Raw genomic sequence first — 21,902 nt, forward strand, 5'->3', positions numbered from 1 at the left:
TGTCATGGCCGGGCCGTGTGACATTTTCCATCGCGAATCGATGACGTCTCCCACTGATGTGCGAACGGGAATGCGATGCATATTTGTCTCGTCGCCGGAACGGCCGGGGAAAAGCCCCGGGAAAAGCGTTCCGGACCCAGCGAAGGGAAACCGTCATGGCGGACAACCAGGAGATCGTCGAGACCCCCGCGGCCGAGGGCACCGAGCAGTTCGACATCGAGGTCGAGGAGCTGGACTCGGTCTCCGGCGGTCTGAGCGTCAGCTCGCTGGCCTCCGCGGCCTGCCCGGTCTCGTCCTTCAGCTCGCTCTCCAACTGAGCTGACGGCACGGCCGCGCACTGAACGGAACGGTACGACGCACGACCGGATCAGGGCGCACCACTGGTGCACGACCGCACGCCGGCGACCCGGCGTGACGTGAGGGACCAGTGCCGCGGCCAGGGGGCGATGCCCTCGCCCCCTGCCGCGGCACCCCCGTCGCCTCGCCTGCACCAGGTGCTCCCGCCCCCGCAGACCCTTCTCAATCCCCCTTCTCCAGCACCGACTTGCCCCCGACCAGGATCCGACCAGGACAACAGGACAAGGAGCGCCGGGATGGACAGCCTCCGGCACGAGCTCGCGCGGTTCATCCAGAGCCCGGCCGCGCGCCACGATCCGCCCCGGCTCTACCGACGTCTGCTCACCGAGGCCCCCGTGCTCGACCTGGGACGGGTCACCGTGGTCTCCGGCTACGACGAGATCGTCACCGTCCTCATGCACCCCGGCACCGTCGTGGACCCGGCCGCCGTCGGCATCGCCCGCCCCGGCACGTCCCGGCTGGCCGAAGTCGTCGCGCGGATGCTGCCGTTGCGCGACGGCGCCGACCACTCCCGGCTCAAGCGGCTGGCCACGGCGGCCTTCAGCGCGCGCCGGCTCGACGCGATCAGGGGCCGGATCACCGACACCGCCGAGCGGCTGCTCGAACCGCTGCTCGCCGCAGGCTCGTTCGACATGGTCGCGGACTTCGCCGTACCGCTGCCGGTGGCGGTCTCCTGCGCGATCCTCGACATCCCCGAGCACGACCGGCACCGGGTCACCGGCTGGGCCGCGCTCGTCGCCCGCTCGCTGCTCGACCCGCACGCCGGGCCGGAGGAGACCGCCGCCTTCGACGCGGAGTTCGAGGAATTCCGCGACTACGTCGAGGAGTTGTGCGCGCGCCGCGCCGCCGACCCCGGCGACGACCTGATCAGCAAACTCACGGTGGCCCGCGCCGCCGGGAAGATCGACTCCGACGACCTGCTCGCCTTCGTCGTGATGCTGCTCGCCAACGGCCTGGAGACGCTCACCTCCGGACTCGCCGTGGCCGTCTGGCACTCGCTGACCACGCCCGGCGCGCTCGACCTCGTCCGCGACCGGCCCGAGACGGCCGAGGCGGTGTTCGACGAGTGCCAGCGCCTCGGCAGCCCGGTACGGGCCAGCGCCCGCGCGCTGACCGGCGACGTCCCGGTGGCCGGCACCGTCCTGCCCGCCGGCACGGTGACGCTGCTGCTGTACGCGGCGGCCAACCGCGACCCGCGCCGCTTCCCCGACCCGGACCGCTTCGACCCGGCCCGCGCCGAACGGCGACACCTCGCCTTCGGCCACGGGCCGCACCACTGCCTCGGCGCCCCCCTGTCGCTGATGGCCGGCGGCGCCGTCCTGCGGCTGCTGGCCGCGGCCGGCGCCGAGCGGACGGTCAGCACCCCGCTGACCGAGGAAACCGCCCCGTGGAGCGAGCAGTTCGTCTTCGGCGGCCTGCGCTCGCTGCCGATCCTCAGCCCACGCCGTGCGGTTGACCCGGCGCCGGTCGCCGCGCCGCCACCGTACGGGCCCGGGAGCGGCCCGGGCGGCCGGGAGACCGTCGGTGCGGGAGCGGGTGCGCGATGACCACCACCGTGGAGCCCGAGGCCCGGACCGGAACCGAACGCGCAGCGGGCCCGGCCCCGCTGCCCACCGCCGCCGTCGAGCCCGGCCTGGACCGCCCCGTGCGGCTGATCGGCGGCCGGCTGTGGCTGGCGGTCGCCGCGCTGGTGCTGCTGATCGGCGCCGGCACTGCGTGGGGCGTGACCGGCGCGCTGCCGCACACCATGACGCTGCACGGCGTCCTCGCGCACGGCGCCGCGCCCGTGGTGGCCAGGGCCGAGGCACCCGGCTCCGTACAGCGCGTGCTCGTCGCCCCCGGCAGCCGGGTCACCAAGGGCCAGACCCTCGCCGTCCTGGCGGGCGACGGCCCGCCGACCGATCTCACCGCCCCCGCCGACGGCACCGTCACCGCCGTCCTCACCGCACCCGGCGGCCCGACCGTCGCCGGCACCGGGGTGATCGCCCTCGACCCGAGCGGCGGGCCCGCCACCGTACGGCTCTTCGTCGCCGACACCGGTCAGCTGGGCCGCCTCGAACTCGGCCAGAGCGTCCAACTCCCCTTGCGGAACGGCACGGTGACGCTCCGGATCACCTCCGTGGCCCCGTACCCGTCGCGCGCCGACACCCTCAACGGCACGCTCCCCGTCCCCGTACCCGGCGTGCCCACCGACGGCGCCACGCCCGTATGGACGGTGTACGCCCAACCGGTCGGCCACAGCGCCGAGTTGACCGCCGCCGCACAGGTGCCCACCGCCGTTGACGCGGTCGTCGACCTCGGCGCCCGCCACCCCTACCAGGTGCTGCTCGACGCGACGGGAGCCGGCCGATGACCCTCGACATCCGCCCACCCGCACCCGCGGGCACCGACGACGCGACCCCCGGGCGGCGTACGGAGAACGCGCCCGCCGCCACCGACGACGCGCCGGCCGGGATCGGCACAACACGGGCCCGGCGCCGTACCGAGGACGGTGCCGCGCCCGCCGAACAGCCCGCCCCCGAGGGCGAGTCGGTCCCGGGACAGGGCGGGCGGGGCCGCCGTACCGCTCCGGCGGGCCCGCCCGCCCGTACGCTCCGGGACCGGCTGCGCCGCCGGCCCCGCCGCCACCTGCGGACGCCGATCGTGCCGCAGATGGAGGAGCAGGACTGCGGCGCCGCCTGCCTGGCCGTCGTGCTCGGCGCCTTCGGCCGCCGCACCACCCTGCACGAGGCGTCCCGCGCCTGCGGTGTGTCCCGCGACGGCGTCAGCGCCGCCGCGGTGGTGCGCGCCGCCAAGCGCTACGGCCTGACGGCCAAGGGCCGGCGCGTCGTACGCGGCGAAGGCCCGCTGCTCGGCCTCGACGCCGTCACCGTGCCGTCCATGGTGCTGCTGTCGGGACCGCACTTCGCGGTCTACGAAGGCATACGGCGCGGGCGCGTGTACGTCAACGACCCGTCGCTCGGCTCCTACAGCACCACCCCCGAGACCTTCTGGGAGTCCTTCGCGGGCATCGCGGTGGGCTTCGCGCCCGGCCCGGACTTCGCACTCGGCGGCGTCCGCTTCCCCTTCCTGCGCGCGCTGGCCGCACGGGTCCGCCCGTACGCGCCCGCGCTGCTGCTCGCCGTCCTCACCGCTGTCCTGCTGACCCTTCCCGCGGTCGCCGCGTCCTTCCTTCTGCGCGCGTATCTCACGCATGTCACCGAAGGCGGCGCGCACGACTGGGCGTTGCCGCTGGTGCTGGCCACCGCGGGCACGGCGGGCGCGGTGCTGCTCGGCACCTGGGTGCAGCAGTCGCTGGTCAACCGGGTGCTGGAGTCGATGGCCGCGCGCTCGTCGTCGGCCTTCCTGTGGCGGATGCTGCGGCTGCCCGGCTCCTTCTTCCACCGCCGCCAGCTCGGCGGCCTGGTCACCCGCGTCCAGATGAACGACGGACTCGCCTCGCTGCTGTCCTACCGGGCCGCGGGCGCCGCCGCCGCGGCGGCCGGGGCGGCGGTCAACCTCGCCGCGCTGGTGTGGCTGTCGCCGAAACTGTCGGTGGTGCCCGCGGCCGTCGCCGTCCTCGACGTGCTCGCGCTGCGGCTCGCCGCCAAACGGCGCGGCGGCATGCTGCACCGGCTCCACTCCGAGCAGTACAAACGGGACGGCGTCGCCTTCGCCGGGGTGTCCGCGATGGAGACCATCAAGGCCGAGGGCGCCGAGGAGTCCTTCTTCCGCGCCTGGGCGGGCTGGCAGGCGCGCGCCATGGACACCGCGCAGACGCTGGCCGCCGCCGTGGTCACCCCGCTGACCCTGCCGACCGCGCTCAACACGGCGGCGAGCGCGGTCGTCGTGGTCGCCGGTACGTCGCTGCTGCTCGCCGGCTCGCTGCCGGTCGGGACGCTGCTCGCGTATCTGCTGCTGCTCAACGGCTTCCTGCTGCCGGTCGCGCAACTCGTCGGCATCGGCTCGGAGTTGACCGTCGCCCGGGCGCAGACCGCGCTGCTGGAGGACGTCGAGCACACCGAGCCCGACCCGTATCTGACCCCGGTGCTCGACGCGCCCGAGGGCCCGGCCGGGCTGCGCGGCGGCCTCGAACTGCGGGACGTCGACTTCGGCTACGACCCCAACCGGCCGCCGACGCTCTCCGGGGTGTCGCTGACGGTACGGCCCGGCGAGTGGGTCGCTGTCGTCGGCGGCTCCGGCAGCGGCAAGTCCACGCTGGCGCGGCTCGCCGCCGGGGTGCTGCGGCCGTGGTCCGGCGAGGTGCTGCTCGACGGGCAGCCGCGCGAACAGGTGCCGCGCGCCCTGGTCACCACCCATGTCGCGTACGTGGAACAGCAGTTGCGGCTCTTCGAGGGCACCTTCCGGGACAATCTCACGCTCTGGAACCCCGCCGCCGACGAGGCCGCCCTGCACCGGGCGCTCGCCGATGCGGAGGCCGCCGACCTCGTCCGCTCACGCGGCGGACTCGACGGCGGCACCGTCGACGAAGGCGCCCGCAATCTGTCCGGCGGCGAACGCCAGCGCCTCGAACTCGCCCGCGCCCTCGCCCTCGACCCGGTCCTCCTCGTCCTCGACGAGGCCACCTCCGCCCTCGACGCCCGCACCGAGGCCCTGGTCACCCACCACCTCCGCCGCCGCGGCACCACCTGCCTCGTCCTCGCCCACCGCCTCAGCACCATCAAATCCGCCGACCGCGTGATCGTCCTCGACGCCGGCCGCATCGTCCAGCACGGCACCCCCGCGACCCTCGCCGCCGTCGACGGCCCCTACCGCGACCTTCTGACGGAGTCGGACGAGGAGGCATCGGCCGCAGGCGAGGAGGAGGCCGCGGCAGGAGTCGCCGACGGCGCGGTGGGTCGCGGGAGGCCCGGGAACACGGACGACACCGGCCGCCGCGCGGCCACCGGCACGACAGGGAGCGCGTCATGACGATCACTCAGGATGCCCTTGCCGCAAGGTCGTTGGCAGATCTGCCCAGGACGGCCGCCGCCAACAAGGCAGCCCTCGACGAGGCGTTGGCGACGCTCTCCGGTGGACGGGACGCCCGACGTCATCGCGACGCCGGTGAGGCGGACGCGGTGGCGGCGGCGCTCGCCGCGTACCGGGCGGTGGCACCGGGGCTCGGGCGGGTCGCGCCGGACGGGGTGCCGCCCGGGGTGCGGGCGGCCCGCGATCCGCTGATCGCGCTGCTGCGGCAGCAGGGGATCAGATGGCGGCAGGTGACGCTGCCGGAGGCCGGTCCTGGTACGGGCCGCGGGGACATCACGCGGATCACCGGCCCGATGATCGGCTTCGACGCCGAAAGCGGCCTGCCCGTCGCGCTGCCGGCGGTGGGCCGCGGGCGGCGGCGGAACGGGCCGGCGGTGAGCCGCCGGGCGTATCTGCTGTACCGGCCGCTGCCCGCGGGCACACCGACCCCCGGCGCGCTGCTGAGGTTCGCGCTGACCGCGCCCGGCGCCCGCCGGGACGTGGCGGTGCTCGCGGCGGCCGGCCTCGCCTCGGCGGTCCTCGGCCTGCTGGTGCCGCTGAGCACCGGCCTGCTGATGCCGAAACTGGTCGCGGCCGGCAGCCACCCCGTACGGTGGCTCGCCGTCCTGCTGACGGCCGTCGCCCTCTCGGCCGGCCTGCTGCTCCTGGTCCGCAACACCGTCGCCGTACGCCTCACCGGCCGCCTCCAGGCCGCCCTCGAACCGGCCGTCTGGGACCGCCTGTTGGACCACGACGCCCGCTTCTTCCGGGACTTCAGCACCGGCGACCTGGTGCACCGCGCCAACGCCATCGCCGAGGCCCGGCAGGCCCTCTCCGAAGTGCTGGTCGGCGCGGTCCTCGGCGCGTTCTTCTCCATGAGCGGCCTCGTCGTACTGCTCGCCGTGGACCTCACGCTCGGCGGCCTGCTGCTGGCCGCCGCCCTGCTGGTGACCGCCGTCCTGATCGCCCTCGGCCGCCGCCGCCAGCGCTACGAGTCGCAGGTCTACGCGCTGCACGGCCGCCTGCACGGCACCCTCTACGGCCTCATGCTCGGCATCGACAAGCTCCAGACCGCGGGCCGCGAGATCCAGGCGTTCGCCCGCTGGGCCACCCCCTTCGCCGCCCAGAAACGCGCCGACGCCGCCGCGATGCGCACCGACGCGTACTCGGCGGCGCTCACCACGGCCCTCCAGCCGCTGCTGCTCGCGGCGCTGCTGGCCGGTGCCATGGCCGAGGGCGGCGGTACGAGCGCGGGACGGCTGATGGCGGCGGGCATCGCCGCCGGCCAAGTCGCCCTGGCCCTCGGCCAGGTGACGCACGCGGCGGCGACCGCGTACGGCATCGCCCCCGTCCTCGACCGGCTCCGCCCGATCCTCGCCGAACCCGCCGAGAGCGCGGGCGCCGCGACGGCCCCGGACGGACCCGGCGCGGGACCCGCCGCCCCCGGCCGCCGTACGCCCGCCGCCCGCGGCCACGCCGACCCCGGCGAACTGCGCGGCGCGATCGCCCTGGAGGCCGTCTCCTTCGGCTACCCCGGCGCGGGCGCCCAGGCCCTGGACGGGGTCAGCCTGCACGCCGAGCCGGGCGAGATGGTCGCCGTCGTCGGCCCGTCGGGCGCCGGCAAATCCACCCTCGTCCGCGTCCTGCTCGGCTTCGAGCACCCCGACACCGGCACCGTACGCTACGACGGCCAGGACCTGGCAGGACTCGATGTCCGGCTGGTGCGGCGGCAGTTGGGCACCGTGCTGCAGAACGGCAAGCTGCTGCGCGGCAGTCTGCTGGAGAATCTGGCGGGCACCGACCCCGACGTCACCGAGCCCGACATCTGGGCGGCGGCCGAACTCGCCGGGATCGCAGCCGACTTGCGGAGGCTGCCGCTCGGCCTCGGCACCCGCGTCGGCGAGGACGCGCAGGGCTTCTCCGGCGGCCAGGTGCAACGCCTGCTGCTGGCCCGCGCCCTGGTCCGCCGCCCCGCCGTCCTGCTGCTCGACGAGGCGACGTCCGCCCTGGACAACGCCACCCAGCGCCATGTCGCGGACGGCATCGCCGCGCTGGACCGTACCCGCGTGGTGATCGCGCACCGGCTGAGCACCATCCGGCGCGCCGACCGCATCTACGTGCTGGACCGCGGCCGTGTGACGGCCGAGGGCAGCTACGACTCCCTGCTCGACTCCGACCCGCTGTTCACCCGTCTCGTCCGACCCCAGGAGCTGTGAGATGACGCTCGACATCGAGGCTTGGACGCCCGCCTCGGGCGCCGCCTCCGCCGATTCCCCCCGTCCCGCCGGCTCCTCCCGTACGGACGCGGGCCTGTTGCCCGGCGTCCACCGCGGCGACGAGCGGCTGCGCGCGGTCATCGCGGAGGCCGCCGCCTTCCCCGACCGGGCCGCCGCCGCGCCGCCCACGACCACCGCCCCCGGTACCACTCGGCCCGACCTCGCGTCACCCGGCGCCACACCGCCCGACCGCACCGCGTCCGCCCCCCAACTACCCTCAACCACCGCCCTGTTCACCACCGAGCCGCCCGAGGACCGGGCCGCCGCCAATGCCACACTGCGCACGTGGCTGCAGCGCGCCGCCGGTGACCAGGCCAGTGCGGCGGTGCTGCTCGACCACCTGGCGGCCACCGGCCGCCCCCTCGGCAGCGGGCTGCGCAAGGTCGCCCTGCGCGACCCGGAACGGCTGCCGGACTGGGCGCAGGCGCTGGCCTCCTTCCTGCGCGCCCAGCCCGCCGCGCCGGACGCGGCGACCGCCGCCGCGGGCGCGCTCACCGCTTCCTTCCGGCGCGCCGCGGGCGAGTTGGTGCCCGCACCGCTCGGCGGCGTGCTGGGCGTACCGGTGGAGCGCGGCGCCCTCGACGACCTGTACGGCAACCTCGTGGGCCGGCTCACCGAGGCGTGCCGCCTCTCCTTCTGCCACGAACTCCAGGCCGCCACCGGCCTGATCGGCGCCGACGACTGGGACGGCCACAGCGGCCTCGACGCCTCCGCGCAGGGCTGGCTCGCCCGCCTGGAACGGCTTCCCGCGCTCGGCTATCTGATCGGCGTCGTCTGCCGCAACTGGCAGCGGGTGACCCTGGAGATGTTCGCGCGCCTGGCCGCCGACCGCGCGCTGCTGCGCGACACGCTCTGGGACGGGCAGGACCCGGGCGCCCTGGCGTCCGTCCGCGGCGACGCGGGCGACCGGCACGCCGGCGGCCGTTCCGTGGCGCTGCTGCACTTCGCCGGGGGCCAGGCCGTGGTCTACAAGCCCAAGGACATGCGGCACGGCACCGCGTACATGGAGGTCGTCGCGCACCTCAACGCGTACGCCGCCGCGCACCCCGGGTCCGGCCTGCTCGACCTGCCGACCCGTACGGTGCTGCCGCGCAGCGACCACGGCGACGGCGGCCTCGGCGGCGCGCTGGCCACCGACTGCGAGAGCGAGTACGGCTGGGAGGAGCTGGTCGCCGCCGACCCGTGCGCCGACACCGCCGGCTTCGCCCGCTTCTACCGCAGGCTCGGCATGACGATCCGCCTGGTGCAGCTGCTCGAAGGCCGCGACCTGTGGGCGGACAATCTGCTGGCCAGCGGCGAGCACCCGGTCATCACCGACCTGGAGTGCCTGCTCTACCCGAGGGTGCGGACACCTCCCGCCCTGCCCGCGGGACAGCGCGGCCTGCTCGATGTCCTGGAGGCCACCGTCGTCCGCACCGCGATGGCCGCCCAGCCGTGGGTGGCCGCCAAGGACCAGCCCGCGCTCGACATCGGCTGCCTCACCCGGGCCGGCGGCTGGGACGGCGACCCGGACGCGCCGACGCTGCCGCTGCCCCCGTACCGGCCGGTGCACGACGGGCGGACGGCCGACCCGTGGCAGTACACCGCGGAAGTCATCGACGGCTACCGGGCGATGCACCGCGCGCTGCGCGCGATGCGCACCGAACTGGCCGACGAGAACGGCCCGTTGGCGGGCTTCCGCGGGGTGTGGGTGCGCTACATCTGGCGGCACACCTGGGACGGCTACAAGATCCTCAACGCCTCCAGCAGCCCGCTCGCGCTGACCGACGGCGCCACCCGCGAGACGGTGATCGCCGGGGCGCTGCGCGGCGCCGTCTCCGCCCGCGCCGGCGACCCGGAACGCGACGACCTGCTGGAAGTGGTGCTGTCCGAACTGGACTCCTTCCGCGAGCTGGACATCCCCTTCTTCCGCTCGCTCACCACATCCTCGTCCGTCTTCACCGTGCACGGCCGGGAGATCCCCGGGCACTTCCAGAGCACCGGATGGCTCCGACTGATGGGCCGCGTAGAGGAGTTGGCCGACTTCGACCTGGAGTGGCACACCGCCGTGCTGACCGGCTGCCTCGACGCGGCGCTCGGCGGCTCGGCGGTGCGGCCCACGCCCGCCGCGAACGCCACCCCGTACGCGCCGCCGACCCGCGGCGACGTGCTGGCCGAGGCCGTACGGCTCGGCGACCGGCTGCTCGCCGACAGGCACACCACCGCCGAGGGCAGCGGCTGGATCGGCCAGAGCTGGTACCCGCTCACCGGCCTGCGGCAGATCGAGGTGCTGGGCGGGGTCGACCTGCTCACCAGCTCGGTCGGCGCCGCGCTGTTCCTGGCCGACCTGTGGACCGCGACCGGCGAGCCGCGTTTCCGCGCCGCCGCGCACGAGACGCTCTCGGCCGCGGCCCGGCTGGTGGACCCGGCCGCCCCGCACGCCTTCACCTTCGCCACCGACGGGCGGCTCGCGCTCGGCGCACCCGTGCCCGGCGGCTTCGCCGGTCCCGGCGCGCTCATTCACGCGCTCGCCCGCGGCGGCCAACTCCTCGACGAGCCCGCCTTCCTGGCGAAGGCCCGCGCCCTGGTACCCGGCGCCGTCGCCCTGGCCGCGGCCCCCACGGGGCGCGCCGCCCGGCAGACGCCCGCGCCGTACCAGGACGTGCCCTTGGGCACCGCGGGCCTGCTGCTCAATCTGCTGCGGCTGCGCGAGGCACTGTCCGCGCCCGATGAGGCGGTCGAGCGCGGCATCCGCGACCTGGCCGCGTCCGCCGTCGCGCAGCTCACCGGACCGGCCGCGCCCCGCTTCACCGGCGCGACAAGGCTGCTGGACCTGGTGCCCGGCGGCGCCGACAGCGTCGCCGCCGCACTGGCCCGCACCCTGGGCCAGGCCCCGGAGCTGCTGGCCGACCCCGAGGCGGTCCGCACCCTGGTCCGCGAGCACCGCTTCGACGTCACCCGCAGCGGCCGGCTCGCCTGCCTGGATGTCGCCGTCTCGCTCGGCGCGGCGGCCCTCGACTCCCGCCAACTCGGCCTGCTGGCCGCCCCCGTGGGCCTCGCACAGGTGGCGGGCCTGGGGACGGCCGAGCTGGTCGCGACCGCGGGCGAGGCACTCACCGCCGCCGAACTCGGCCTCGTGCACTCGCTGCCCGAGGGCCGGCCCGCCCTGCTGCCGGGACCCTTCTACGACGGCCGCGAGGCCGCCACCGCGCTGGTCGGCGAACTGCTGCGGCGGCGGCGCGTGAGCGGCGGCTGGTTCGGCGACCGGGTCGCGGCCGACCGGATCAACCTCGGTGCGCTGAACGGCACTCCGGCCGTCGGCCTGCTGCTGCTCCGCCTGCTCGATCCGGGCACCGCCTCCCTCGCCACCCTGCGCTGACGCCCACGACCTCCGCAGATCCGACGCCCGTCCCGTCCCGTACCCACCGACCTCCCCGTACCCGACGCCCGTCCCGTACGGACCGATCCGACCCCGTTGCCACGGGAGGAGGAACCGTCATGACCGAGAACCCGCTCGTCCCCACCGTCGGTTTCAAGCGCCACTTCACGTCCTTCGTCGTGGACGGGGAAGCCGTCTACCTGGTGTCGGAGCGCGGGGTGTGCACCGTGTCCGGTCGACTGGCCGAGCTGCTGGCCCCGTTGCTCGACGGCAGCCGCACTGCCGAGCAGATCGGCGCGGAGCTGTCCGGGACCGTGCCCGGCGACCGGGTGCGCGGGGCGCTGGACCGGCTGGTCGACGGCGGCTGGGTCGCCGCCACCGACCCTGCCGCCGACCGGTCGGCCGCCGCCTTCTTCGAGATGGCGGGCCTGGACGGCGACACCGCCCTCGCCGCCCTCGCGGCGGCGACCGTACGGATCGAGACCTTCGGGCGGGTCGACGCCGAACCGTACGCGCAGGCCCTGCGGGCGGTCGGCGTACGCCAAGTGACGGTCAATCAGGGAAGCGACGCGGCGGCCGACTTGGTGATCGCCCTCGTGGACGACTACCTTCACCCGGGCCTTGAGGCCCGCAACCGGCAGGCGCTCGCCGACGGCGTCCCGTGGCTGATCGCCCGCCCGGTCGGCTCGATCGTCTGGACGGGACCGGTCTTCGTCCCGGACGTCTTCGTCCCGGACGGCGCTGTGGGCGAGTCCGCGGAAGGCACCGGCTGCTGGCAGTGCCTCGCGCACCGCCTGTCGGCCAACCGCCAGTCGCTCAGCTACCTCCAGCACCGGCTCGGCCGCGACGAACCGCTGTCGACCGCCGTCGCGGGACTGCCCGCCACCGCGGCGACCGGTACGCACCTGGCCGTCGTCGAGGCCGCCAAGTGGCTGGCCGGGGCACGGCCCGAGGCGGCCGGGGTCTTCACGCTCGACACGGTGACGCTGGAGGCCGAACGCCACCAGCTCGTACGCCGTCCGCAGTGCCCGGCCTGCGGCGACGCGGAGTTGATGGCGCGCAGGCAGCTGGAGCCGGTCCGCTTCGTCCCCCGTCCCAAGGTCTTCACCGGCGACGGCGGCCACCGTTCCACCACACCGGAGGAGATGCTCGCCACCTACCGCCCCCAACTCAGCCCCGTCACCGGCGTGGTGACCACTCTCGTGCCGGCCGAGAACACCCCGTCAGGGCTGCGCGTGTACATCGCCGGCCAGAATCTGGCCCGGCAGGTCGGCGACCTGCGCCAACTGCGTACCGGACTGCGGTCGGTGAGCTGCGGCAAGGGCCGCACCGACGTCCAGGCCAGGGCCAGCGCGATGGGCGAGGCCATGGAGCGCTACTCCGGCGTCCACCAGGGCGACGAGGCCCGACGCACCGCCAGCTACGAGGAGTTGGGCGACGCGGCCGTGCACCCCGCGAGCAGCCTGCTGTTCAGCGAACGGCAGTACGCCGAGCGGGACCGCTGGAACGCGCGCCGCTCGATGTTCAACACCGTGCCCGAGCGCTTCCGCGAGGACGTGCCGATCGAATGGTCGCCCGCCTGGTCGCTGACCCAGCAGCGCACCCGCTGGCTGCCCACCATGAACCTCTACTACGGCTACCGGCACCGCTCGCCCTTCTTCGCGATGGGCGACTCCAACGGCTCGGCGGCCGGCACGTCCTTCGAGGACGCCGCGCTCCAGGGCTTCCTCGAACTCGTCGAGCGCGACGCGGTCGCCCTGTGGTGGTACAACCGCGTCCGGCGCCCGGCCGTCGACCTGGACGCCTTCGGCGACCCGTACATCGACCGGATGCGCGAGGTCTACGCGGGGCTGCACCGGGAGATCTGGGCGCTCGACCTCACCTCCGACCTGGGTGTGCCGGTGGTCGGCGCGTTCTCGCGGCGCACCGACAAGCCGGCCGAGGACGTCCTGATCGCGTTCGGCGCGCATCTGGACCCGCACATCGCGCTCACCCGGGCGCTGACCGAGATGAACCAGTTCCTCGCGCCGGTCGCGGGCCACGGCCCCGAGGGCACCGTCACGTACGCGGGCGCCGACCCGGAGCAGAAGGCGTGGTGGACGACCGCGACCGTCGCCAACCAGCCCTATCTGCTGCCGGACCGCACCGCCGCCCCGGCCGGACCCGGCCGCTGGCCGTCGCTCGCGGGCGACGACCTCGCCGACGACCTGGCGCTGGCCCAACGGCTGGTGGAGGAACGGGGGATGGAGATGCTGGTGCTCGACCACACCCGGCCCGACGTCGGTCTGCCCGTCGCCAAGGTCGTCGTCCCCGGCATGCGGCACTTCTGGGCGCGGTTCGCGCCCGGCCGCCTCTACGACGTACCGGTCGAGCTGGGCTGGCTCGACGCGCCCACCGCCGAGGCCGATCTCAATCCGACCGCCATCTTCATCTGACGCCAACTCTGGTGTTGGGCAGGCCCGTTGACCCACGGGCCGTGCCCGCCCCGCTGCTCCCGCCGTACACGTTCTTCCGTTCTTCCGCTGTTCCCCGCGACCCTTGAGAGGTGCGCCATGACCGTGGTCCACGACCCCCCGTTCACTCCGTTCACCTCGCCCGCCGCCGACGACGACCCCGCGGGCCGGCCCCGCCGGCTGCTGCGGCTGCGCGCCGACGTGCAGGTCGAACCCGACGGCGACGACGTCGATCTCACCCACCCCTGGGGCCGCCAGCGGGTGCACGGCCTCGGCGCGGACACCGTCGCGCTGCTCGAAGGGGCCGCCGCGGCCGACGCCGATCCGCGCGAGCTGGCCGAACACCCCGCCGGCGTCCGGCTGTTGCGGCTGCTCGACCGTTTCCCGTTCCTGGTCACCTCGGTGCTCGCGGGTGCCGACGGCGAGCCGCTGGCGACCGCCGTGCCCATCGCGCGCTCCGCGACGCTGCCCGCGCCCGCCCCGGCCGGGCCGCCGCCGCACCTCACCGTCGTCCTGTCCCGTTTCGCGTATCTGCGCCGGCTGCCCGACCACGGGCCGGACGCCTGCGTCGTCGAATCCCCGCTGGCCTCCTACCGGGTGACGCTGTGCCGGCCGCTGGCCGGGGCGTTCGTCGCCGCGCTGACCTCGCCGCGCACGATCGCGGAGGCCGCGGCGGCGGTCGGGCTGCCGGTCGCGGAGGGCGAGGCGCTGGCCGGACTGCTGGCGGGCGCCGGCTTCCTGGAGCCGACCGCCGAGGAGGAGGGCGCCGACCCGGCGTTGTGGGACTTCCACGACCTGCTGTTCCACTCCCGCAGCAGGCCCGGCCGCCACGACTACCTCAGCGGCGGCATCTTCGCCCACCCCGACCAGCCGCAGGTGCCTGCCGTGCCCGGCGCGGGTCCGCGCGAACACGGCCCGGGCATCGACCTGCCCGTGCCCGACTGGGACCAAGTCCTCGCCTGCGAACCGTCGTTCACCGAAGTGCTGGAGGGCCGCCGCTCGGTGCGCTCGTACGGCGACGAGCCGGTGACGGTCACCCAGCTCGGCGAACTCCTCTACCGCGCGGCCCGGATCCGCCGGGTCATCCCCGGCGACCCGCAGTCGCCGACCGCGTACGACGTCGTCGACCGGCCCTATCCGGCGGGCGGTTCGACCGGTGAGCTTGAGGTCTACCTCTCGGTGGCGCAGTGCGAGGGCCTGGCGCCGGGCGTCTACCGCTACGACGCGGCGGCGCACCGCCTCCACCCGCGCCACTGGGGCGGCGCGGCCGACGAGGCGGCGTTCCGCGAGCTGCTGACGGCGGCCTGGCGGGCCACCAACCGTACGGTGGAACCGCAGGTGCTGATCACGGTGACCTCCCGGTTCGGGAGGCTGTCGTGGAAGTACAGCCAGATCGCCTACGCGCTCACCCTCAAGCACGTGGGCGTGCTGTACCAGACGCTGTATCTGGTGGCGACGGCCATGGGGCTCGGCCCGTGCGGGCTCGGCTCCGGCGACACCGACGCGGCGGCGCGGGCGCTCGGGCTCGACTGGACGGCGGAGTCCTCGGTGGGGGAGTTCCTCATCGGCAGCCGCCCGGGACCCGCGGCGGTCGGCACGGAATTCGTGGACGTCGTGGCCGACTCGCGGGGGGAGGCGGGCTGAAGAGGCGTACGTACAACAGTAGTTGCGGGTGTGGCTGAACGTGTCCCTGTAGTGCGTGAGTTGACGGCGGGGACCGTCAGAGCCAGCCGCTCTCGCGGGCGATCCTGATCGCGTCGATGCGATTGCGGGCGCCGGTCCTGCCGATCACCGACGACACATGGTTGCGTACCGTGCCCTGCGACAGGGACAGCGACTTGGCGACCTCCGCGATGCTGCTGCCCTCGGCGACCATCCGCAGCACCGTCGTCTCGCGGGGCGTCGGGCCGCCGGGCCTGGCGCGTACCGCGTCCTGCACCAGGGACGGTTCGTAGACCTGGTCGCCCGCGGCCAGGGCGCGGACCGCGGACAGCAGCCGGCCGGGCGCGAGGTCCTTGAGCAGGACTCCGTCGACCCCGTCGGCGAGCGCGCGTTTGACGTCGGCCGGGCGGGCGAAGGCGGTCAGCAGCAGGACGTGCGTGCCGGGCGTCCGCTCGTGGCACGCGGCGGCCACGTCCAGCGCGGGCATCCCGGGCAGGTCGAGGTCGAGCAGCGCGACATCGGGCCGGTGCAACTCCGCTTCCTGGAGGGCGTCGTCGCCCCACGCGGCCTCGGCGACGACACTGAGGTCGGCCTCCCGGTCGAGCAGCGCGGCGAGCGCGGACCGGAAGAGACGGTGCCCGTCGGCGAGCAGCACACTGATCACGGCGGTGGCGGTGGTCATCGGAATGCCTCCGGCTTCCTCGGTGTCTCAGCCCCAGCCCCAGGTGTCGGGGTTGTTCGGGTTCGGGCAGGTGATGCCGGGGAGCGGGACGGGCAGCGAACACGGGTCGGTGGTGGCGGGCGGCGGGGTCGGGAGCCCGTCGTCGCCGTCGGCCAGTACGTGGGCGGTGTGCGCCGGCGCACCCGGTATGACGGAGGTCACGGCGGCGACGCCGCCCAGCACGGTGCACGAAAGCGTGGCAATGGTCACAAATCCGGCGATTCGCTTCATGGCGGTGCCCACATCCCCTCGGAGTACCTGAGTGCTGGAACGGAAGGCCCGCGGTGCGGTGCCCTTCCGCCGGTCCCGGCCGGCCGGTCGATTTCCGGCGGCCCCTGCCGACACATTGAGCATGGCCCGGAGAAGTGACAGGTGTCATCACCCGAAGCTGGCACCACGATGCCCTGGCACTCTGATGCCAGCACGATACGTGTCCCATGAAGCCATCTGTTGTCCGCGTGACGTGTGTGACGAACAGTGAATGGGCGGACGCAAGCGGAATGATGGTCGTAAGTGCCGGGATGTGTTCCGGACAAACGCCGGCCACCTGATTTCATTTTCGATTTTCCGTCATTCCGCTAAGCTTGCGCTCCGCGCGATCGGGAGTGCGTTCCGGGAGAGCGACCGCCCGGAACGCCTGAACGGCATGGGGGAAATCCTGATGACCACAGGAGAAAGAACGACCGGGGCGTGCGGCCGGTGAGGGATCACCAGCCCTTCGGCCTGGACGCCGTCGCGGAGTCCGTCTACCGGGTGCTGCTGCTCCATCCGGACAGCGGGCCGCCGCAGATCGCCGAGCGCCTGGCGCTCGCCGAGGACAGCGTCCTCGGCTCCCTGGAACGGCTCGCCGACCTGGCACTGGTGCGCCCGCCCGGCACCACGGGGCGCTGGCGCGCGGTCAATCCGGAAGCCGGGCTCGCGGCCCTGCTGGCCCGCCAGGAGGCGGACGCGGCCCGCCGCCAGTCCGAACTGGAGCGCAGCCGCGGCGCGTTGGCCGGGCTCATCGCCGAATACGCCCTGGTGCACCAGAGTTCGTCCGCCTCGGGCGTGGAGGTCATCTCCGGCCTCCAGGACGTACGCGACCGGCTCGAACAACTCGCCGCCGACGCCGTGGCCGAGGTGCTCTCCTTCGCCCCCGGCGGACCGCAGCCCGCCGCGGTCATGGCGGCCAGCCGCGAACTCGACCTGCAGAGCCTGCGCCGCGGCGTGCGCATGCGCACCGTCTACCTCGACAGCGTCCGCAACGACCAGGCCACCGTGCAGTACGCCGAGTGGCTCAACGAACTCGGCGGCACCGTACGCACCGTGCCCGCCCTGCCGCTGCGCATGATCATCGCCGACGGCTCTACCGCCGTCGTCCCGCTCGACCCCGACGACCCGGGCAAGGGCGCGGTCCTGCTGCGCAGCCCCGGCATACTGGCCGCACTCTGCGCCCTGTTCGAGCAGGTCTGGACCCGCGCCCGCCCCCTCGGCGAGGCCGCCCAGCGCGACACCCACGGACTCACCGACCAGGAACGCCAGTTGCTCCAACTCCTCGCCGACGGCCTGACCGACGAACGCGCCGCCCAACGCCTCGGCGTATCCCTGCGCACTGTCCGCCGCATGATGTCCGCCCTGATGACCCGTATGGACTCCCGCAGCCGTTTCCAAGCGGGTATCAAAGTCGCCGCCCTCGGCTGGCTCGGCGACACCCCACCCACCGCCCCGACCGCTCCGCACACCGACATCACGACACCGAAGCGGATTGCCGAGAATTCGCATTGACTCCCGTTTACGGCCACCTCCGCAAACAGCCCCGCCAAGACCGGCAATCTTGCCCCGAACATCCCTGACGGCATTCCCGAATGCCATTCCCCGCGGCGGTCCCGCCGCGGGGACGGGGCGGCGGCCGTGGCTATGTCTCGATCGAGCGGACCCCGAGCGAGGTGAGGACCGAAGCGCTCACCAGAGAGCCGTCCCACATCGAGGTGAGACGGGTGACCGCTCCCTTGCCGTCGGTCTCGACCGCCACCACGCCGCGCGGGACGGGGCCGCCGGCGGAGACCCACTCGTAGCCTCCGCCGACGGCGCCGCCGACCACGTGCCGTACGGTCAGGTCTTCCGGTACGACCGCGCCGGGTCCGCTGGTTCCGCTGTTTCCGCCGCGCCCGGTCATGTAGGAGACGACGCTTCTCCGGCCCGCCACGACGACGTGGGCGGTGAGGTCCTCGAATGTGACGTCATCGGCGAGAATTCCGGTCAGCGCGTCCGCGTCCCTCGTCCGCAGGGCCCTGACCATGGTGCTCACCGTGCGTTTCATCGCGGGATGCGCGCGTTCTCCGACCGACCGTTCCCCGAAGTCGGAGGGCCATTGGTTCTGCGGGAGCCGGAGGCCGTCCGTCGCCGATATGCCGAAGTGCCTTCCGTCCCAGTAGTCGACCCATCGCTCGATCTTCCCGTTCCGGATGTCGACCACGCCGGCGGCCCGTATCTCCGACGCGCCGAAAACGCCGGGCTTGTTCGTGAAGAAGGCGACGGCTCCGCTGTCGCCGCCCACGATTCTCGTCACGGTGGAGGCGTTCCGCGAGGGCCAGTTCGGCATGTAATTGGCGAACAGGTCGTGGAGCGACTGCCAGGTCGGGAAGGACCAGCCAACCGTGGCATCGATATAGGTGGTCGACCGCCGGGAGAAGTACGACATGGCGGCGGAAGGATCACGAGCGCTTTTGGCCCGGAAAAAGCCTTCGAGCAACCGAGAAGCGGTCCGGTCGCCGCCGCCGGAATCGGCTCGGGCGCCGCCGGCCGCGAGGGCCGAGACCGCGAGGACGGCTCCTCCCCCCACGGCTCCCCGCAGTACTCCGCGTCGCGAGGAGGTGCCCGCGGGATCCGTCGCCGCCGAGGCGGGCGTGGTGTGGCGCATTCTCTTTTCCCTTCGTGCGCAGCCGGAATCGGCGTCCGTGTCGGCGTTTTCCTCGCTCACCGCGACGCCACCGAGGCGTGGCCGCCCGGCGTGTGGCGGCCGTATGTGGCCACTTCCGCCTCGATGTCGAGCGGAAGGATCGTTCTTCCCACCGCCAGGTCGTGAGGTGCGGCCAGCTGCGCGGGCACGATCCAGACGATTTCGAACTCCAGACCGTCCGGGTCCTGCGCGTAGAGGGATTTCGAGAGCCCGTGGTTCGACGCGCCCCGCAGCGAACCGGCCGCGAGAAGTTTCTCGCGAACCGACTCCAGGGCGTCCAGCGTCTCGACCTCCCAGGCCAAGTGGTAAAGCCCGACGGCCCGTTCCCGGACGGCCGAGGACGCTGCCTGCGGACCCACCTGGAATAGCCCCAGATCGTGATCGTTCGCGGAGCCGGGCGCCCGCAAGAAGGCGGCGCCCGGCCGATCGTCCCCGTGCGCGGAATAGGTGAAACCGAGCACATCGCGATAGAAGTCGACACTCACCCGAAGATCGCTCACGAAGAGCACCGCGTGATTCAGTCGAAGATTCAGCATATCCACCCTCCGATAAAGTACTTGAACTTTAAAGGACAGGGGTGGGGCAGTGCAATACGTCGGCTGCCGCGACTTCGGTCGTGGGCGGCCCGTGGGGCGCGGCCTAGCCGGCGGGCGGGCGCGAGTAGTCGGTGTAGGGGTTCGATGCGCGCCGGCGCACCTTCTCGTCCAGCAGTTCCACCAGCGGGTTGCCCAGGTGGAGCCCGGCCAGGTCGGCCAGCGCGGCCAGGCCGACGAGGTCTTCCGCGTCCTTGCGCACCAGCACGGTCGCGTTGTCCGTGCCACCGAGCACGGCCTTGGGGTCGGCGAGATGCCGGAGGTTCAGCCGCCGGTGCAGAGCCTGGGGCCGCCAGAAGGGCACGACGATCCACTTCCGTTCCGCGACCGCCGCCACCAGCCGGCCGAGACAGTCGTCCTCGGTCCCGTTCTCGAAGTGGTAGCCGGCCGCGTCGAGCCCGTACGCCCGTACCGCCAGTGGCGACATCTCGCTGATTCCGGCGCCGGGCGCCATGCCCTGGATGAGCCGGTCCATCCGGTCGAGCGCGGGCGGGCGCAGCAGGTCCTCGATGGAGACCACCTCGGCGGGCACGTAATCGGGCACCGCCCAGATCGCCTGGGGCTGGTAGAGCACCGTGACGGGGCGTACCAGGTCGGCGATCTCGGCGTAGTAGGCGCCGTGGCTCCACGGCAGCCAGGCCGCCACGAGCAGGTCGACCCCGCCGCGGCCGAGGGCGGCGAACATCTCCTTGTGCGGCGCGGCCGACCGTTCGATCTCGTGGCCGTGCGACCGCAGGACGAGTTCGACCTGCTCGGACGCGGCGTCGTGGAAGGACAGCTTTATGTGTCCGACGCGAAGGGGGCGGCTCATCCGGCGTGCACCTCCAGAATCGGGCCCGCGGCGGAGCCCCGGCATGCGGTCCTCGGGCGGTGTGGTCCGCTTCGGCGCGGCCTTGGGCCGACCGGTGGACGCGACGACGACCGAGTCCCGCTCGGCGCGGTGGTTGAAGGGAAAGAAGTCAGGGCCATGACGGCCGATCACCTCCGAGGGCGGATCGTCTCCGGTGTACGCGCACAGCGCGTCGGGTGTGCGTGGCGGGCGGTTGCGGCCGGTGGAGCGGTCGGCCGGGGAGTGGACGTCTGCCGCCGCGGCGGCGGCCGGCCCCCATTCGTGCCGCACGGCCCGTAGTCGGTGACGGGAATGGAAATGGGGAGGGGAACACGGCCGTGTCCCGGCCCATCGTTCGGCGGTGGGCACGGGACACGGGTGCGTAGGCGGTTCAGTTGGGCGAGGCCACCAGCAGCGTGCCGGTCTCGTCGAGCACTGGCTTCAGCGGCTGGAACCACATGTTGTCGGTGGCGGGGTCGTTCCCCTCGCTGCCGGCACTGAGCAGGCCGAGCGCGATGACGCTGTTGGTGGCGCCGCTCGGGTCGATGGCGAACACCGCACCGCCGCTGTCGCCGTGGTCGCTCACGAGTTTCACCCGGGTCGCACCCTGGAGGACGTAACCCGTCGCGGGATCGTCGATCTGCTGTGTGACGCCGTTGGCGATGATCGGTCCGCAGGTGAAGCCGGTGGTCACACCGCGCTTGCAGACGATGGAGCCGGGCGGGAAGTCGCTCGGGGAGCGCAGTTCGGAGGCGATGGTGAGCGACTCCGTGGCACTGACCGGGATGTCGGTCGAGAGCTGGCGGGCGACATTGTCGTCCGTGACATGGATCAGCGCCCAGTCCTCGCTGTCGCGGCGGAACGTCTGCACCTGTCCGAGCGTCTGCCCGTCGGCCTTCCAGGTCGGGTCCGACTTGCCGAAGGCGCAGTGCCCGGCGGTCAGCACGAAGTTCTGGCTCTGCGCGTTGCGGACCCACCAGCCGTCGGAGCAGATGGCCTGAGAGTTATCGATCCGGTCCCCACCGCTGATCGAGGCCGACTCGACCGGTTGGTCGCGCAGCCGGACGTCGATGGCGTCCTTGAACTCGTCCTTGAGCTCGTCGATGACCGTCTGCGGCAGGTCGGACCGCTGGGCCTCGACGACGAGGACATTGCTCTTGGCCTCGACGTAGGTCTCCGCGCTCGGTACCGAGTTCTGTTCGAGCCGTTGCTGGACGCGGGCACGTATGGCGCTCAGGTCGTCGGCGGAGTAGCGGACGATCCGCGGTACGGCGTGTGCCGCGCGCATCTGGGCGGCCCGCTTCTCGTTGGTGACGGCCACGGTCAGGTCGCCGGTGGTGCTGTCGAGCCAGGTGCCCGCGCTCCACTCGGGCTTGAGCGCCGTGCTGACCTTGGTGTTGAGATCGACCATCGACGCCTGGTGGATCAGCCGTTGGCGGGCCTGGTCCTCGCTCACGCCGAGGGACTTGGCCACGGCCTTCACGGCCTCCGCCGTCCGGTCGGAGCCGGAGCCGGACGGCGACGCGCTCGCCGCGGCGGCAGGCGCGGGCGCCGCGGCCTTGCCGCCGCCGGAATCCCCGGTGGAGCATCCCGCCACCGCGAGGACGGCCGCCCCCGCGAACGCCGCGCCGACGGCGGTGAACCTGATCGCCCTACCGCGCCTGTTTCGTGACATGTCCTATCAACCGTTCTGTCGTTTCCCGTGCTCCGGGATCGGGTGGCCGCATCTCCGCGCCGGTGGAGCGCGGGCCGTCGCCTCGCGCGG

15 protein-coding genes are annotated in these 21,902 nt (G+C 73.6%); 9 read left to right on the forward strand and 6 right to left on the reverse strand.

Going from position 1 to position 21,902, the window contains the following annotated elements:
* Positions 1-155 precede the first annotated feature (155 nt).
* The 8 genes from BM076_RS36935 (at position 156) to BM076_RS33070 (ending at position 15,038) form a co-directional block, all read left to right on the forward strand.
* Positions 156-317, forward strand: a complete 162-nt coding sequence (locus tag BM076_RS36935) for a hypothetical protein (protein WP_177246737.1) — start codon at positions 156-158, stop codon at positions 315-317.
* 276 nt (positions 318-593) lie between these two features.
* Positions 594-1,904, forward strand: coding sequence for a cytochrome P450 (locus tag BM076_RS33040; protein ID WP_107417013.1), 1,311 nt, complete (start codon positions 594-596; stop codon positions 1,902-1,904).
* Complete coding sequence (locus BM076_RS33045) at positions 1,901-2,710, forward strand: acetyl-CoA carboxylase biotin carboxyl carrier protein subunit (protein ID WP_093717449.1); 810 nt, start codon at positions 1,901-1,903, stop codon at positions 2,708-2,710. Before BM076_RS33040 ends, BM076_RS33045 begins: the two co-directional genes overlap by 4 nt.
* Positions 2,707-5,268, forward strand: a complete 2,562-nt coding sequence (locus BM076_RS33050; protein WP_093717450.1) for an ATP-binding cassette domain-containing protein — start codon at positions 2,707-2,709, stop codon at positions 5,266-5,268. Before BM076_RS33045 ends, BM076_RS33050 begins: the two co-directional genes overlap by 4 nt.
* Positions 5,265-7,523 (forward strand): ATP-binding cassette domain-containing protein, encoded by a 2,259-nt coding sequence (locus BM076_RS33055; protein ID WP_143120709.1) that lies wholly within the window; start codon positions 5,265-5,267, stop codon positions 7,521-7,523. Before BM076_RS33050 ends, BM076_RS33055 begins: the two co-directional genes overlap by 4 nt.
* A gap of 1 nt (position 7,524) precedes the next feature.
* Positions 7,525-10,941 (forward strand): type 2 lanthipeptide synthetase LanM, encoded by a 3,417-nt coding sequence (locus BM076_RS33060; protein WP_093717452.1) that lies wholly within the window; start codon positions 7,525-7,527, stop codon positions 10,939-10,941.
* 119 nt (positions 10,942-11,060) lie between these two features.
* Positions 11,061-13,376 carry a TOMM precursor leader peptide-binding protein gene (locus BM076_RS33065; RefSeq protein ID WP_093717453.1) on the forward strand — a complete coding sequence of 772 codons (2,316 nt, stop codon included), beginning with the start codon at positions 11,061-11,063 and terminating at the stop codon, positions 13,374-13,376.
* Between the two features lie 117 nt (positions 13,377-13,493).
* Positions 13,494-15,038, forward strand: a complete 1,545-nt coding sequence (locus BM076_RS33070) for a SagB/ThcOx family dehydrogenase (RefSeq protein ID WP_093717454.1) — start codon at positions 13,494-13,496, stop codon at positions 15,036-15,038.
* 76 nt (positions 15,039-15,114) lie between these two features.
* On the opposite strand, the gene BM076_RS33075 is transcribed toward BM076_RS33070, so the two are convergent.
* Positions 15,115-15,738 (reverse strand): response regulator, encoded by a 624-nt coding sequence (locus BM076_RS33075; RefSeq protein WP_093717455.1) that lies wholly within the window; start codon positions 15,736-15,738, stop codon positions 15,115-15,117.
* Between the two features lie 27 nt (positions 15,739-15,765).
* Positions 15,766-15,987, reverse strand: a complete 222-nt coding sequence (locus tag BM076_RS33080) for a hypothetical protein (protein ID WP_177246738.1) — start codon at positions 15,985-15,987, stop codon at positions 15,766-15,768.
* A 489-nt stretch (positions 15,988-16,476) separates the two neighbouring features.
* Here BM076_RS33080 and BM076_RS33085 point away from each other — a divergent pair, with 489 nt between their 5' ends.
* Positions 16,477-17,541: a LuxR C-terminal-related transcriptional regulator gene (locus tag BM076_RS33085; protein WP_093717480.1), complete on the forward strand. Its 1,065-nt coding sequence runs from the start codon at positions 16,477-16,479 to the stop codon at positions 17,539-17,541.
* Between the two features lie 130 nt (positions 17,542-17,671).
* Here the strand turns inward: BM076_RS33085 and BM076_RS33090 are convergent, their stop codons facing one another.
* From BM076_RS33090 to BM076_RS33105, 4 genes are all read right to left on the reverse strand, one after another.
* A complete protein-coding gene (locus BM076_RS33090; RefSeq protein WP_093717457.1) occupies positions 17,672-18,457 on the reverse strand; it encodes a nuclear transport factor 2-like protein in 786 nt (261 codons plus the stop codon).
* A 275-nt stretch (positions 18,458-18,732) separates the two neighbouring features.
* Positions 18,733-19,251, reverse strand: coding sequence for a VOC family protein (locus BM076_RS33095; protein ID WP_093717458.1), 519 nt, complete (start codon positions 19,249-19,251; stop codon positions 18,733-18,735).
* A 103-nt stretch (positions 19,252-19,354) separates the two neighbouring features.
* Positions 19,355-20,119 carry a glycine betaine ABC transporter substrate-binding protein gene (locus BM076_RS33100; RefSeq protein WP_093717481.1) on the reverse strand — a complete coding sequence of 255 codons (765 nt, stop codon included), beginning with the start codon at positions 20,117-20,119 and terminating at the stop codon, positions 19,355-19,357.
* A gap of 409 nt (positions 20,120-20,528) precedes the next feature.
* The gene (locus BM076_RS33105) at positions 20,529-21,812 is read right to left on the reverse strand and encodes a S1 family peptidase (protein WP_093717459.1); all 1,284 of its coding nucleotides are present in this window, start codon (positions 21,810-21,812) and stop codon (positions 20,529-20,531) included.
* Between the last annotated feature and the right edge of the window lie 90 nt (positions 21,813-21,902).

The organism is Actinacidiphila alni (genome assembly GCF_900112845.1).
GTDB lineage: Bacteria > Actinomycetota > Actinomycetes > Streptomycetales > Streptomycetaceae > Actinacidiphila > Actinacidiphila alni.

Excerpts from the sequence above, each read along its gene's own strand:
- BM076_RS36935 (WP_177246737.1), top strand. The coding sequence starts at position 156 with ATGGCGGACAACCAGGAGATCGTCGAGACCCCCGCGGCCGAGGGCACC.
- BM076_RS33040 (WP_107417013.1), top strand. The coding sequence starts at position 594 with ATGGACAGCCTCCGGCACGAGCTCGCGCGGTTCATCCAGAGCCCGGCC.
- BM076_RS33045 (WP_093717449.1), top strand. The coding sequence starts at position 1,901 with ATGACCACCACCGTGGAGCCCGAGGCCCGGACCGGAACCGAACGCGCA.
- BM076_RS33050 (WP_093717450.1), top strand. The coding sequence starts at position 2,707 with ATGACCCTCGACATCCGCCCACCCGCACCCGCGGGCACCGACGACGCG.
- BM076_RS33055 (WP_143120709.1), top strand. The coding sequence starts at position 5,265 with ATGACGATCACTCAGGATGCCCTTGCCGCAAGGTCGTTGGCAGATCTG.
- BM076_RS33060 (WP_093717452.1), top strand. The coding sequence starts at position 7,525 with ATGACGCTCGACATCGAGGCTTGGACGCCCGCCTCGGGCGCCGCCTCC.
- BM076_RS33065 (WP_093717453.1), top strand. The coding sequence starts at position 11,061 with ATGACCGAGAACCCGCTCGTCCCCACCGTCGGTTTCAAGCGCCACTTC.
- BM076_RS33070 (WP_093717454.1), top strand. The coding sequence starts at position 13,494 with ATGACCGTGGTCCACGACCCCCCGTTCACTCCGTTCACCTCGCCCGCC.
- BM076_RS33075 (WP_093717455.1), bottom strand. The coding sequence starts at position 15,738 with ATGACCACCGCCACCGCCGTGATCAGTGTGCTGCTCGCCGACGGGCAC.
- BM076_RS33090 (WP_093717457.1), bottom strand. The coding sequence starts at position 18,457 with ATGTCGTACTTCTCCCGGCGGTCGACCACCTATATCGATGCCACGGTT.
- BM076_RS33095 (WP_093717458.1), bottom strand. The coding sequence starts at position 19,251 with ATGCTGAATCTTCGACTGAATCACGCGGTGCTCTTCGTGAGCGATCTT.
- BM076_RS33100 (WP_093717481.1), bottom strand. The coding sequence starts at position 20,119 with ATGAGCCGCCCCCTTCGCGTCGGACACATAAAGCTGTCCTTCCACGAC.
- BM076_RS33105 (WP_093717459.1), bottom strand. The coding sequence starts at position 21,812 with ATGTCACGAAACAGGCGCGGTAGGGCGATCAGGTTCACCGCCGTCGGC.